Annotated in this window: 16 protein-coding genes and 1 tRNA gene; 9 read left to right on the top strand and 8 right to left on the bottom strand. The window is 58.5% G+C overall.

The genetic code is table 11. The features are described from left to right. Positions 1 to 60: 60 nt before the first annotated feature. Positions 61 to 924, bottom strand: a complete 864-nt coding sequence (locus tag BW974_RS01535; protein WP_076427365.1) for a 2-oxoacid:ferredoxin oxidoreductase subunit beta — start codon at positions 922 to 924, stop codon at positions 61 to 63. Next, positions 921 to 2,678, bottom strand: a complete 1,758-nt coding sequence (locus tag BW974_RS01530; RefSeq protein WP_139328794.1) for a 2-oxoacid:acceptor oxidoreductase subunit alpha — start codon at positions 2,676 to 2,678, stop codon at positions 921 to 923. The genes BW974_RS01535 and BW974_RS01530 overlap by 4 nt, the downstream gene beginning before the upstream one ends. A gap of 91 nt (positions 2,679 to 2,769) precedes the next feature. Between BW974_RS01530 and BW974_RS01525 the strand changes: the two genes are divergently transcribed. The 3 genes from BW974_RS01525 to BW974_RS01515 are packed head-to-tail and all read left to right on the top strand — an operon-like array spanning position 2,770 to position 4,811. After that, entirely contained in the window at positions 2,770 to 3,408 is a 639-nt protein-coding gene (locus tag BW974_RS01525; RefSeq protein ID WP_076427362.1) for an FAD-dependent oxidoreductase, read from the top strand. A 51-nt stretch (positions 3,409 to 3,459) separates the two neighbouring features. Continuing rightward, positions 3,460 to 4,368, top strand: coding sequence for a DUF7093 family protein (locus tag BW974_RS01520; RefSeq protein WP_076427360.1), 909 nt, complete (start codon positions 3,460 to 3,462; stop codon positions 4,366 to 4,368). A 50-nt stretch (positions 4,369 to 4,418) separates the two neighbouring features. Continuing rightward, positions 4,419 to 4,811 (top strand): DUF5611 family protein, encoded by a 393-nt coding sequence (locus BW974_RS01515; RefSeq protein ID WP_076427358.1) that lies wholly within the window; start codon positions 4,419 to 4,421, stop codon positions 4,809 to 4,811. On the opposite strand, the gene BW974_RS01510 is transcribed toward BW974_RS01515, so the two are convergent. Then, complete coding sequence (locus BW974_RS01510) at positions 4,808 to 5,167, bottom strand: cell division protein SepF (RefSeq protein WP_049971641.1); 360 nt, start codon at positions 5,165 to 5,167, stop codon at positions 4,808 to 4,810. The genes BW974_RS01515 and BW974_RS01510 overlap by 4 nt on opposite strands. A 277-nt stretch (positions 5,168 to 5,444) precedes the next feature. Between BW974_RS01510 and BW974_RS01505 the strand changes: the two genes are divergently transcribed. From BW974_RS01505 to BW974_RS01480, 6 genes are all read left to right on the top strand, one after another. After that, the gene (locus tag BW974_RS01505; protein ID WP_076427356.1) at positions 5,445 to 5,897 is read left to right on the top strand and encodes a hypothetical protein; all 453 of its coding nucleotides are present in this window, start codon (positions 5,445 to 5,447) and stop codon (positions 5,895 to 5,897) included. Positions 5,898 to 5,903: 6 nt separating this feature from the next. Further along, positions 5,904 to 6,350: a hypothetical protein gene (locus BW974_RS01500; RefSeq protein ID WP_076427354.1), complete on the top strand. Its 447-nt coding sequence runs from the start codon at positions 5,904 to 5,906 to the stop codon at positions 6,348 to 6,350. A gap of 162 nt (positions 6,351 to 6,512) precedes the next feature. Beyond that, entirely contained in the window at positions 6,513 to 6,992 is a 480-nt protein-coding gene (locus tag BW974_RS01495; RefSeq protein ID WP_076430184.1) for an RNA-binding protein, read from the top strand. Between the two features lie 45 nt (positions 6,993 to 7,037). After that, entirely contained in the window at positions 7,038 to 7,337 is a 300-nt protein-coding gene (locus BW974_RS01490) for a DUF7562 family protein (RefSeq protein ID WP_076427352.1), read from the top strand. Between the two features lie 42 nt (positions 7,338 to 7,379). Continuing rightward, the gene (locus tag BW974_RS01485) at positions 7,380 to 8,663 is read left to right on the top strand and encodes a ribonuclease catalytic domain-containing protein (RefSeq protein WP_076427350.1); all 1,284 of its coding nucleotides are present in this window, start codon (positions 7,380 to 7,382) and stop codon (positions 8,661 to 8,663) included. 32 nt (positions 8,664 to 8,695) lie between these two features. Next, positions 8,696 to 9,310: a uracil-DNA glycosylase gene (locus tag BW974_RS01480; protein WP_076427348.1), complete on the top strand. Its 615-nt coding sequence runs from the start codon at positions 8,696 to 8,698 to the stop codon at positions 9,308 to 9,310. Here BW974_RS01480 and BW974_RS01475 read toward each other — a convergent pair whose 3' ends face one another. The 5 genes from BW974_RS01475 to rpsJ all read right to left on the bottom strand — a co-directional run bounded on the left by BW974_RS01475 (position 9,311) and on the right by rpsJ (position 12,000). Further along, on the bottom strand, positions 9,311 to 9,616 hold the full coding sequence (locus tag BW974_RS01475) for a HalOD1 output domain-containing protein (RefSeq protein ID WP_076427346.1): 306 nt from the start codon (positions 9,614 to 9,616) through the stop codon (positions 9,311 to 9,313). 111 nt (positions 9,617 to 9,727) lie between these two features. After that, positions 9,728 to 10,204, bottom strand: a complete 477-nt coding sequence (locus BW974_RS01470; RefSeq protein WP_076427344.1) for an Lrp/AsnC family transcriptional regulator — start codon at positions 10,202 to 10,204, stop codon at positions 9,728 to 9,730. 672 nt (positions 10,205 to 10,876) lie between these two features. Beyond that, a tRNA-Ala gene (locus BW974_RS01465) sits at positions 10,877 to 10,948 on the bottom strand. Between the two features lie 5 nt (positions 10,949 to 10,953). Beyond that, positions 10,954 to 11,571, bottom strand: coding sequence for a rhomboid family intramembrane serine protease (locus tag BW974_RS01460; RefSeq protein WP_076427342.1), 618 nt, complete (start codon positions 11,569 to 11,571; stop codon positions 10,954 to 10,956). Positions 11,572 to 11,691: 120 nt separating this feature from the next. Then, positions 11,692 to 12,000: a 30S ribosomal protein S10 gene (gene rpsJ, locus BW974_RS01455; protein ID WP_007979652.1), complete on the bottom strand. Its 309-nt coding sequence runs from the start codon at positions 11,998 to 12,000 to the stop codon at positions 11,692 to 11,694. Positions 12,001 to 12,002: the final 2 nt, after the last annotated feature.

The raw sequence follows: 12,002 nt of genomic DNA, 5'->3' as shown, positions 1-12,002 counted from the left end.
TGACTAAGACGTGAGTCGCAGGCGAAACAAAACGAAAGTGTGCTGTTGTGTTCGCGTCGCTCAGTAGAACTCGCGCACGAGGTCCATCGCGTTCTCCGGCGCACCGTCCGGAATCTCGGACATGTTGCCCTCGATGCCGTGGAGTTCGCTATACGGAACGCTGTCCTCGTCTTGGTAGATGACGCCCTGATATTCCTTGTCAGCGTCGAGGATTTTCTCCTTTGCGGCGTCGTAGTCGTTCGAGTCGTGGTCTTCGTCCGCGAGGTCAACGATGGCGTCGCGGAAGTAGTCGTAGGTGTCCACGTCGTTGAACGTGACACACGGCGAAAAGACGTTCACGAAGCCGAAGCCGTCGTGTTCGATTGCCTTCTGCACGATTTCGGCGTGACGACGCGCGTCAGTCGAGAACGACTGCGCGATGAACGTCGCGCCTGCGGAGAGTGCGAGGGCGAGCGGATTGACCGGCGGCTGTTTCGGCCCTTCCGGCGTCGTGCTCGTCTCGAAGTCCTCGCGGCTGGTCGGGGATGCCTGTCCCTTCGTCAGACCGTAGATGCGGTTGTCCATGACGACGTAGGACATATCCACGTTCCGGCGAACCGCGTGGATGAAGTGGCCAGCACCGATGGAGTAGCCGTCACCGTCGCCACCCGCGACCATCACTTCGAGGTCTGGGTTGGCGAGTTTGACGCCAGTTCCGACTGGGAGCGCACGTCCGTGAACGCCGTGAATGGCGTAGGAGTGCATGAACGTCCCGATTTTCCCGGAACAGCCGATACCGGCGACCACGAACGTGTTGTCCGGGTCGTTGCCGGTTTCGGCGAGCGCTTTCATCATCCCGTTCATCGTCCCGAAGTCCCCGCAACCGGGGCACCACGTAGGTTGCTTGTCCGACTTGAAGTCGGTGAATCGAACGTCTGAACTCATGCTGTTACCTCCTCTCCGAGTTTCGCTTTGATTTCTTCAGCCAGTTCGTCCGCCTTGAACCGGATTCCATTGTATTTGTTGATTCGCTCGACACGGGTAAGGGTGTCGTGCTCGAGGACGTTGGCGAACTGTCCCGTCTCGTTACACTCGACTACGATGACCTCGTCCGCGGCCTCTACGTCCTCGGTCAGGTCGGGGCGCGGGAAGATGTACGGAACCGAAAGGAATCGAACGCTGACATCGTCGTCTTCGAGGAAGTCGAGGGCCTCGCGCATTGGCCCTTCGTTCGACCCCCACGAGATGACGAGCGTGTCCGAATCCGAGTCACCGAACTCGCGGGGACTCAGGTCTTCTTCTTCCTCGGCCGTCTCGACCTTCCGGTTTCGCTTGTCAACCTGCTCGACACGGGTTTCCGTGTCCTCGGTACGGCGGCCGAGCGAGTTGTGTTCCAGACCGGTGGACATGTGTGCGCCACCCGTCGTTCCGGGGAAGGCACGTGGGCTGATTCCGTCCGCGGTCGGGAAGTGCGGTTGGAAGCGACCCTGTTCGTCCGTCCACGCCTCGATGTCGTTCTCGTCCACGATTTTACCGCGGTCGATTTCGACGGCGTCCATGTCGAACTCCTCGGGGGAGAACGTCTGTTCTGTGACCGCCATTGCGAGGTCGGCCAGCAGGAAGACCGGCGTCTGGTACTTCTCGGCGAAGTTGAACGCTTCGACGGTCTTCTGGAAACATTCCGAGACGGTCGTCGGTGCGACGACGAACCGTGGAATCTCGCCGTGACCGCCGTACAGCGTCATGTTCAGGTCGCCCTGCTCTTGCTTGGTCGGCATCCCAGTCGATGGGCCGGAGCGCATCACGTCCACGATGACGAGCGGCGTCTCGCTCTGTGCGACGAGGCCGAACGTCTCGGTCATCAGGTCGATACCGGGGCCGGACGTTGCCGTCATCGAACGTGCGCCTGCGCGTGCCGCGCCGAGCGCCATGTTGATGGCGGACAGTTCGTCCTCGGCCTGCACCACGGTGCCGCCGAAGTGCTGGATGCGGCCCATGAGGTACTCCATCACGTTGGTCGCGGGAGTGATGGGGTAGCCGGAGTAGAATCGGCATCCTGCGGCGATAGCGCCCATACCGATTGCTTCGTCGCCGTTGAGGAGAACGTAGTCGTTGTCCGTCGTCTCGATGTCGTAGGCGAAGTCGTAGTCGTACTCCTCCTGTACGTACTCCTCGCCGAGACGGGCGGCTTCCTTGTTGTTCTCGACGATTGCTTCTCCTTTGGCACCGAACTTCTTATCCAGCGCGCTGTCGAGATTCTCGATTGGGAACTGCGCCACTTCGCAGGCCGCGCCGAGCGCGACCGTGTTCTGCATGATGGCACCGCCAGCATCTTCGGCGAGGCGTTTGAGCGGAACGGACAGCCCGATCATCTCGCCGGGGATGTCCACGTCTTCCATTTCAGTGCGCTCCCCGTCGTAGATGATGACGCTGTCCTCGTGCAGTTCATCGAGGTTCTCGTCTATCGTCCGCTGGGTGAGCGCCACGAGAATGTCCAATCTATCGACGACGCTCTCGACTTGGTCCGTAGACGACCGGATTTTGTACGCGGTGTATCCCCCTCGAATACGGGAGGCGAAGTCCTTCGACGTGAAGACGTGTCGCCCCGCGCGAGAGAGTGCCTGCGCGAAAATTTTCCCGGTCGAATCGATTCCATCGCCGGCTTCGCCGCCGATGGCCCAGTTCAGGTCTTGCATCACTGCTACGCTACCCGGTGACAAATCAAAAACCTTCTGAAGCAGACCCGCCAGCACGCGAAACACTTTGGCCGAAAAGGTCAAACAGCCAGCCATGGAAGGCACCGAAATTGTCGTGCGAGCGGTACGAACGGTCGGCAAAAACACGATTGCGCTCGAACTGGAATCACCGGCGAAGTTCGACGCGCAACCGGGACAGTTCGTGCAAGTTCGCGGCGAAGTAGACGGCGAGGAAATCACACGCCATTACACACTCTCGTCGCCGGATACCGACGGGACGTTCGAAATCACGGTCGGCATCGACCCCGACGGTGATTTGAGTCCGTGGCTCGCGGAACTGGAATCGGGTGACACCATCGAAGTCGATGGCCCATTCGGTCGGTCGTACTACGAAGGAGAGGAAAGCGTCGTCGTCCTCGCGGGCGGGCCGGGCGTCGGACCAGCCGTCGGCATCGCGGAACGCGCGATTGCCGACGGCGGCGAGGCCGTGGTCATCTATCGGGACGACGAACCAGCACACGAAGAGCGCCTTCGCGAACTCGAAACCGCGGGTGCGGCGGTCGTAGTGACCGCTGCACCGCTGGTCGAAGACGAGGACGTGACGGACGCGCTCGAAAGCGCGTCCGGGCAACTGTTCGTCTATGGCTTTGCCGACTTCTTGGAGGAGGCAAATGCAGTGTTAGCGGCGACCGGCCACGAGCCAGACGACGCCAAAAGTGAAAATTTCGGCTAAACCGAAGAAAGCAGTACCCTTTTATTATGGCGTGAAAATAACCCACACCCAATGGGTCTCAGGTGTTCGCTGCTGGGGCACGATTACGGCGAGTCCGAAATCGAGCGCGAGCGAGAAGAACAAGGCAACGAAGTGGTAGTGACGGTCAGAGAGTTCCAAGAGTGCGCTCGCTGTGGCGACCAGCAGGTCGTCAGCGAGAACAAAGAAGTAACCGCAATCGAGGAACCGGAACCGACGCCGGAACCGATAGCGAGTCGGGAACAGGCGGAGTCGGGCAGACAATTCGAACCGAGAGAGCAACCCGAACCCGGAGGGCAGGCCGAATCGGTGAGCATGTCCGAATCGGGAGACGATGGGGCGGAAATCGTCTCCGGGACGGAAGCGCCGAGCGAACCGGAATCTGAGCAGGAACCGGTGAGCTTCAACGACGACGATTTCGAACCGCCACAGAGCGCGGAAGAGGACGACGGCGTCATCCTCGATGACGACGAGGAAGCGGACGACGAAGACACCGGACGCGGCCACGGCGAGTGGCCCGACCCCGAAGACACGAACGTCGATAATGCAGGAAGCGGAGCAACGGACTGGCCGGACACGGGAATGGAAGACGAAGGCTTCAACGCCGAAGTCGGCGACGGCGGCCGCGCCGACGTGGACTTCGGTGGCGGACTGACGCCGGAAAGTGCGCCGGAGGCCGACGACGGGACGGAAGTCGTCGAGGCGGAACCGCGCGAAGACACCGGATTCGTCAGGACGACGCGACCGGAACCGCAGACTGAGACCGGATTCACTCGCGCACGCGAGGCCCCGAAACCCGACCAAGCCTCGGAATCGAATCCGAACGCAGACCTCATCTGTCCCGAATGTGGTGAACTCGGCGGCGCAGCGACCGGGTCGTCGCTCCGCGCAGGGGACATCTGCCCCGAATGTCGGCGCGGTTATCTAAGCGAACAAGAGTAAACGCGACGCGAAAAGAGTAAACATCCACCCATCCAATCACGGAGCAACCCATGAAAAAGTACAAAATGCGACGCGGTGAGCATCTCGAAGACCGAATGCCCGACCTGAAAGCCAGCATCGAGGATTACTTCGGCCCGATTACCGGAACCGAGGAGTTCGACGGACACGAACTCTACGTGGTCGAGGAACCGGACAACCCAGTGTTCAAGCGCATCGTCGCAGGCGCGGCATCGTACAGTGGGAAGAAGGACAAACTCGCAGTTGACTTCCAAGAGCGCCCCGCGGAGGACGTCATCGCAGAAGGGAACGCGGACGCCGCCGCCGACGCGGTCAGCAAGAAAAACGAGTTCCTTCTCGAAGCGACTGGCCGCGACGCGAAAGCGCGTCGTGACTCCCTGAAACGAACCGTCGAAGACAAAGCGGACACGCCCGACAACGTCTAATTACGTCCGAGTTTCTTCCGACTGATGTTGACGCCCGTCGGCGTCACGATGAGTTGGTCGTCGCCTTTCTGGACGATGTCGCCGTTGACTTCACGAGCGACCTGCTGCAGTTCGTCGGTAATTCGCTCGACAGTGGTATCTTCGGTTCGGAGTCGGGTGATGTCCGCGATGACGATGTCGCCGTCGTAGACGGCGTCTTTGATGGCGATAACGTCCTGCTGGCCGCCGATTTCGGCGATGTGAACGCTCACGCGAGTTTCGTCGGGCGCGGCTTCGAAGTCGTCCAAATCGAGTTCGACGTAATCCTCGGTACTTCCGGATGGACCCTCGCCGAGAATCTTATTCATGAATCCCATAGCATGATGGGGCAAGCGAACGAGTATAGTTCTTACGTCAGACGCCGCGAGAACCCGAACAAATGACTACCGGATTCGGGACCCGTGGAATGTGTGTATCGGATGGCCGCGAAGCCATTCCGACAAGCAACTCGTAATTTGATTTGTAGAGTCAATCTTCACTGCAGGAATCGCTAGTTTTCTCGTATTTGAAGTTAGAATAGATTATATTACAATTGAATTTTTAAATCTGAACTATAAAAAATTATATAATATGACGTAGTATTTTATTAATAGAATGGTAGAGAAAGACAAACGTGCGTCACGGCGGGACGTACTCAAGCTAACGGGGACTGCCCTCGTGGCCGCGAGTGGAATTTCAGTGATGGGAAGCGCAAGCGCGGACGTTCCGTGTTACGACTGTGACCCCGGTGGAGGTGGTGGAGGTGGAAGCGGTGGCGGCACCGGCAGTCCTCCATCGGCGCCGAGAACGGGACAGTATCTCGTCGAGAACGGTGAAGTCGAACTCCATGGGTGGGCATACGATGCCGACATCGAAGCGTGGTTCGAATGGGGCGAGGTGGGCGGCGGATTCCCGAACGACACCGAACTTCGTGTGATTGATTACTCGGGCGAGCAGTTCACCGGGAACCCAGTCGGTGAACAGAGCGGTGTGACCTACGAATACCGCGCCGTCGCGTTCAACGCCTACGGACGCTCCGTGGGAGCGACGAGGACGTTCTCCTTCTGACAAGCCATGGAAAAGAAAAACGACCGTACATCACGACGTGACGTGCTCAAACTGTCCGGAACGACTCTCGCGGCGATGAGTGGCCTTTCGGTGATGGGAAGTGCAAGTGCAGACATGCCCTGTTCGGGCTGTGATGACGGTGGTGGCGGCGGTGGCGGCGGAGGCAGTACCGGCAGTCCACCCGCAGCACCGAGAACGGGCCACTACACCGTCACCAATGGTGAGGTAGAACTGGGCGGGTGGTCGAACGGCGATGGCGGAAATGCGTGGTTCGAGTGGGGCGAGCAAGGAGTAGGCTTCCCGCACGACACGGAACTGCGTCAGGTCGGGTCGTACGAAACGTTCACCGGAAATCCAGTCGGCGAAGAAAGCGGCGTGACCTACGAATATCGGGCCGTCCTCACGAACGCCTACGGGAAATCAGAAGGGTTCCCACGAACGTTTAGCTTCTGACCACGAAACGAGCGGTCATTTTTTGTGATGGTAGGAGAGTTCTCCGTTTCGAGCTATTCCAACGAAGTATCCATAGGCGGCGGAATCGGTGGTTCCACGTTTGATTCGTCCCTTGCAGGACAAACGGATGGGTTTATGCCGGAAAACGACGCATTCTCGCGTATGCAGGTCAAATCTCGTCATCACCTTCGAAGCGACGAGGTCAGAGAAATCGAAACGGCACTCGAAAACACGGTCGGCGTCGAACTCGACGCGAACACCTACGAACTCGTTGAGTTGGAAGGAACCGAGTTCGACCTCGTCCTCGTAGATGGCGAGCAGTTCGTCGTGTACGTCGGTGACGAACCGTTCCTGACAGTACAGGGTGCAAACGCGTATCCGCCGACGAACGCAGTCGTCACGGTCGATTCCGGTGCCGTGTCGTTCGTCAGTAGCGGTGCGGACGTGATGCGCCCGGGAATCGTCGAAGCGGACGACGACATCGAATCGGGCGACCTCGTCGCCATCGCGGAGGAAACCCACGGCAAAGTGCTCGCCATCGGGCGCGCGAAGACGACCGGCGACGACATGGTTGGAGACTCCGGAAAAGTAGTCGAGTCGGTTCATTACGTCGGTGACGACCTGTTCGAGTTCTCAGTTTGAGATATTGGCAAAAAGGAGAAGTGGGAGCACGGCGAATGCGGTGGTATGTGGGGTTCCCGGCGGAATCGGGGGAAGACCGTCGTTTGCATCGCGTGTGGTGATGCCGTCGTCCGTAGCGCGGCCCGCGAATACGATAAAGAGGGAAACCGCTGGGAGCGAAACGGGAAATCGTTCGAGCATCTCTGTAAAGCGTGTCACCGCGACCTCTGTCACCAACCGCGAAACGAACTAGAAACCCTTCTCGTCGAAATAGACGCTGGAGTCGTCGAACAGGAGGCGTTTTTTACCCGGTACGAAACCGCTGTCCGAAACCGATACGGCCCGCTGGAAGAGCGGGAAGGCTGACCAGTCGATACGACTAACTGCCCGACTCTCCTAGGCTCAGCCATGACAAGCGACGCGCAGGCCGAGGCGGGAACCGCCGAAGGGCAAGGGCCGGTCGAGATTTCGCCGGAACTCGCCGAGCGACTCGAAGACAAGCGGGAGAAACTGTTCGAAAAGTTCGAAATCCGAGACAAGTTCCCGCAGGCCGTGATGACCGAGGCCGAAAAGCGAACCGAGGGCATCCAACAGGAAATTCAAGACGAAGCCGAAGAGCGCAAAGACCTGCGCGACATGACGACGTGGACGACAGACCCCATCGACGCACAGGACTTCGACGACGCGATTTCCGTCGAAGAGCGCGAGGACGAGTACGTCCTCTGGGTACACATCGCCGACGTAACTCACTACGTCAACCCCGAGACGAACATGTGGGAGGAAGCGGTCAAACGCGGTAACACGGTGTATCTGCCGTCCTACACGATTCACATGCTCCCGCCGATGCTGGCGGAGACTGTCTGTTCGTTGGTTCCCAACGAAGACCGTCTCGCGCACACGGTGGAGATGCACCTCGACAAGGAGAACCTCTCCTACGAAACCATCGACATCTACAAATCCGTCATCCAGAGCGACGAGCGACTCACCTACGCGCAGGCCGAAGAGCGTATCGACGACGAAGACGCCCCGCTCCACGAGGAGTGTAAACTGTCGTTCGAACTCGCAGACCAGATGCACGAACAGCGCAAGGAGGACGGCAGTCTCGTCCTCAACCCACGACGTGACCGCGCACACACCCTCATCGAGGAGTCGATGCTGAAAGCGAACAAGGCCGTCACACACGAACTGATGTGGGGCCGCGGTGTCGAAGCGATGTACCGCGTTCACCCACAACCGACGCCGGACGAATGGAGCAAGGCGCTTCGGGAGATACAGGATTTGGACGGCGTCTCGATTCCGGGAAGTACGTGGGACGACCCACGAAAAGCGGTCAACGCCACACTCGAAGAGGCACCGCGCCGACAACTCGACAAAATTCAGTGGGCCGTGATGAAGGTCATGCCGCGAGCACGATACATGAGCGACCCGTTCGGCGGGCACCACGCGCTCAACTTCGAGATTTACGGTCACTTCACCAGTCCGATTCGCCGCCTCTCCGACCTCATCAACCACTGGATCGTCTACTCGAACGACGTTCCGGAAGACCTCGTCGCGCTCTGTGACCGCGCCAGCGACAAACAGGCCGACGCCGAGGCCTGCGAACGTGAGTACAAACAGTATTTGGAGGAGGTCGGCCTCAACCCGAACGCGGTCAACAACCGCGGCATCGAAGTGGTAGAGGAAGACGACTGATCGACGACAAACGACGACCAATCAAAAATCGAATGCCGCCGTTTCCCGACTCGCGCAACGTTCATTTGCCGAACTGTTCACGATGTCCCGAACTCGTCTCGTGTAGAAATCGGATTTCGTGGGGAACCGGGCCGCTCGATGCTGACGTGATGGTCGTCGGGGAAGCACCCGGTTACGGCGACCCCGACGCAGAGCGATGGCAGGGTGGCAACTGGACGGGGATGGCGTACACCACGCGCCATTCAGGTGGAAAAATTCGCTCGCTGTTCGCCGAACTCGGCTACGACCCGTACTTTACGAATGCAGTCAAATGCTTTCCCGAAGGGGAGGACGGTTCGAATCGGGAACCACGCGAAAGCGAACTGAGAAACTGTTTTGCCCACCTGCGGGCAGAAATCGAACAGGTGAACCCCGATGTCGTCGTTCCGACGGGAAAGCACGCCACGAAAGCCTTGTTCGATTTCGAATCCATCCGGTTGGAGGGTTTTCTCGGCTGTGTTCTCTCCCCGGTCGAATGCGAACGACTCGGAGTAACGACGTTACCACTGCTGCACCCATCGTACGACAATATCTGGATTGGACGACTCGGATACGACCGAGCGGAGTACGTCACCGCCATCGGTGACATACTCGCGGAGTTTTGCTAACTATTCGTCGGCAGGAGTGTGTTCGGTCGTCCCAGAAGCGGCACTCTGATTATCGTGTACGTGTATCCACCCGTCACTCTCGTAGGTGATTCGATAACCCCGGTACGTGAAGACAGCCCTTCCGCCGCGTCTGAGTTCGCCATCGACTCGCGGTTGGAACAGCGAATCCAGTGCGTCCGGGTCTACGGCGTCGTACAGCTGTGGACGGATTTCGTCCGGCGACGAACCTTCGTGGTCTGCAATCGCGTTGATGACGGCAATGCTTGGGCGTTCATCGTCCTCCAAGCGGTAGGAAGTTCGATCCATTCCAGTACTACTGAGGAGGATTCGTCAGCAGATAAGTATGACGGATGAATCTGTCCAAATCCAATTCTAAACATAGTATTTCACTAAATTCGAAATAATTCCGGCAATCAGTCACTCGGAGACTTCGTCTTGGCCGAAATGGTCGAACGGTTGTACACGTTCGTCTTTCACGAGCACTTCGTTCACCACGTCCAATCCGATTTCGTCGAGCGTCTTTCCGACGGCCGTGACTTCCTCACGGGTCGGCGCAACGGCTTCGACATGGACGTTCTCGACACCGGCCATAATTTCCTTGACGTTTACCACGCCGTCCACGGAAAGCGCACGTTCCGAGAGTTCCTCGCGGTGGGGTATCGCCGCGGTACAGATGAAGAGGACACGGAGTGGAAACTCGGCGTTGTGATAGTCGATTTGCGGATGATACCCCTTGATGATGGCTTCGTTTTCGAGTCGTTGAAGCCGATTGCCGACCGTGCTGGCCGAGACACCGACCGCTTCGCCAATTTCCGTCGTGGTCGTGTTACGCGCGTCTTTTTGAAGCAGGTGCAGAATGCCACGGTCAACGTCGTCGAGTGAATCGTTGTTCATACTATTGGGTATTGAAATCGTCGCTCTTCGTTGGTTGCTGTCCGAAAAAGTCGGCATGAGTTCGAGATGACAAACTTTCGTGGGAGGCATGGCCGAAACATGGCGAGAGGCCAGCTCGCCACCAGAGCCTCCGGCGCCGTCGAACACGTGCCGGGTCTGTCACACCCGGGCTCCGGGCGTATTTCATACGAAGACCGCTACCCCCTTCATTATATTCCGGATAACGGGGACGGAACCCGGCCGAACGGTGTGAAACGGTTGGAAATACTGGAATAGGCTGTTTGGTTGGAATCGAGGATCTGGGTGGGCTTTTGGAGGGGTTTTCGGTGTGAAACGGTGGTTCAGATGGGAAAATAGCAGGCTATTCGGAGAATTAATAGTGGTGAATCGAAATGCTAGCGAGCGAAGTGATCGATAGGTGAGTTGACCAACCGCCAATAAAATCCCGCTCGTCCATTCCTCATTGCGCTCGTCATGGACTCGCCGGGACTGAGCGAATGCGGTTTATTCGCGAAGGTCGGCGAGTCCACTGACTGAGCGAACAAAGTGAAGCGAAAGAAGTGGACTCGCCGGGATTTGAACAACGCCAAGACGTACCTGCTCGCTTCACTCCGCGGGCGTGCGTCTTGTCTAATTAAAAACCCGCTCGTCCATTCCTCACTGTGTTCGTCATGGACTCGCCGGGATTTGAACCCGGGGCCTCTTCCTTGCGAAGGAAGCGATCTGCCACTGATCTACGAGCCCTCGAACTATTGTACCGCCCGGTCGTTACTTGTAGCTTGTGTTTCGACGCGGAGGATGTGAAGTCGCCCGGCGATAAGGCCGACCGCAAAGCCGGTGAAGTGGGCGATGAGTGCCACGCCGGGCGAGGCAGTCATCAGGGTGGCGAGCAAGGCGAGGCCGAACACGACCGCGATTTGTGCTCGACGCGAGAGACGTAGTTTGCCGAGGACTGCATCGGCAACCGGATTTCCAGCAATGAGGTAGCCGAACAGACCGAACACGGCACCGCTGGCACCGAGAACCGCAGGGGTAGTCATCGAGAACAGCCCGCCGATCCAAATCTGCGCCACGCCTGCCACGATTCCGACCGTCAGGAAGTAGGCGTGAAATCGGAACCTCGTCGTCACGCGCTCTATCAGCAGACCAGCGAACAGCAAAGCAATCGCATTGGAAAGCAGATGCCCGAAGTTGATGTGGGCATAGACGCTCAGTGGGAGCGTCCACGGGCGCACCGCAACCGGCGGAGACAGCGCGAACAGGCTCACCATCAACGCAGGACTGACGAGCCGAATCACCGACTGGAGGGCGTACACGACACAGAAAACGATGAGCGTCTGTATCGTAGGGGAACGCGAAAGTCGCATGTCGTCTAATTGCGACTCAAACTACAAAAATCGAATCCCTACGGAGATACGTTTTGACAACGCTGTCGCTGGTCGGCGTGAGAAAGTAGAAAATTTAGGTCGAAGAAGCGACCGTGTCGCTTAGTCTTCGAGAACGATTTCGATGCTCACGTCGTTCGGAACCTGAATGCGCATCAACTGTCGAAGCGCGCGTTCATCGGCGTCGAGGTCGATGAGGCGCTTGTGGACGCGCATCTCCCAGTGTTCCCACGTCGCAGTTCCCTCTCCGTCAGGGGACTTGCGAGTTGGGATTTCCAGCGTCTTCGTCGGGAGCGGAATCGGACCGCTCAGAGAGACGCCGGTTTTCTCGGCTATCTCTCGGACATCGTCGCAGATGTCGTCGAGGTCCGAGGGGTTGGCTCCTGCGAGTCGGACTCGTGCCTGTTGCATCG

Source organism: Haladaptatus litoreus (assembly GCF_900156425.1).
Taxonomy (GTDB): domain Archaea; phylum Halobacteriota; class Halobacteria; order Halobacteriales; family Haladaptataceae; genus Haladaptatus; species Haladaptatus litoreus.
Note: the sequence above shows the minus strand (reverse complement) of the source record. Positions and strands in the feature narration are given on the sequence as shown.

Excerpts from the sequence above, each read along its gene's own strand:
- BW974_RS01480 (WP_076427348.1), top strand. The coding sequence starts at position 8,696 with ATGCCGCCGTTTCCCGACTCGCGCAACGTTCATTTGCCGAACTGTTCA.
- BW974_RS01535 (WP_076427365.1), bottom strand. The coding sequence starts at position 924 with ATGAGTTCAGACGTTCGATTCACCGACTTCAAGTCGGACAAGCAACCT.
- BW974_RS01485 (WP_076427350.1), top strand. The coding sequence starts at position 7,380 with ATGACAAGCGACGCGCAGGCCGAGGCGGGAACCGCCGAAGGGCAAGGG.
- BW974_RS01495 (WP_076430184.1), top strand. The coding sequence starts at position 6,513 with ATGCAGGTCAAATCTCGTCATCACCTTCGAAGCGACGAGGTCAGAGAA.
- rpsJ (WP_007979652.1), bottom strand. The coding sequence starts at position 12,000 with ATGCAACAGGCACGAGTCCGACTCGCAGGAGCCAACCCCTCGGACCTC.
- BW974_RS01475 (WP_076427346.1), bottom strand. The coding sequence starts at position 9,616 with ATGGATCGAACTTCCTACCGCTTGGAGGACGATGAACGCCCAAGCATT.
- BW974_RS01515 (WP_076427358.1), top strand. The coding sequence starts at position 4,419 with ATGAAAAAGTACAAAATGCGACGCGGTGAGCATCTCGAAGACCGAATG.
- BW974_RS01460 (WP_076427342.1), bottom strand. The coding sequence starts at position 11,571 with ATGCGACTTTCGCGTTCCCCTACGATACAGACGCTCATCGTTTTCTGT.
- BW974_RS01525 (WP_076427362.1), top strand. The coding sequence starts at position 2,770 with ATGGAAGGCACCGAAATTGTCGTGCGAGCGGTACGAACGGTCGGCAAA.
- BW974_RS01490 (WP_076427352.1), top strand. The coding sequence starts at position 7,038 with ATGTGGGGTTCCCGGCGGAATCGGGGGAAGACCGTCGTTTGCATCGCG.
- BW974_RS01510 (WP_049971641.1), bottom strand. The coding sequence starts at position 5,167 with ATGGGATTCATGAATAAGATTCTCGGCGAGGGTCCATCCGGAAGTACC.
- BW974_RS01505 (WP_076427356.1), top strand. The coding sequence starts at position 5,445 with ATGGTAGAGAAAGACAAACGTGCGTCACGGCGGGACGTACTCAAGCTA.
- BW974_RS01470 (WP_076427344.1), bottom strand. The coding sequence starts at position 10,204 with ATGAACAACGATTCACTCGACGACGTTGACCGTGGCATTCTGCACCTG.
- BW974_RS01500 (WP_076427354.1), top strand. The coding sequence starts at position 5,904 with ATGGAAAAGAAAAACGACCGTACATCACGACGTGACGTGCTCAAACTG.
- BW974_RS01520 (WP_076427360.1), top strand. The coding sequence starts at position 3,460 with ATGGGTCTCAGGTGTTCGCTGCTGGGGCACGATTACGGCGAGTCCGAA.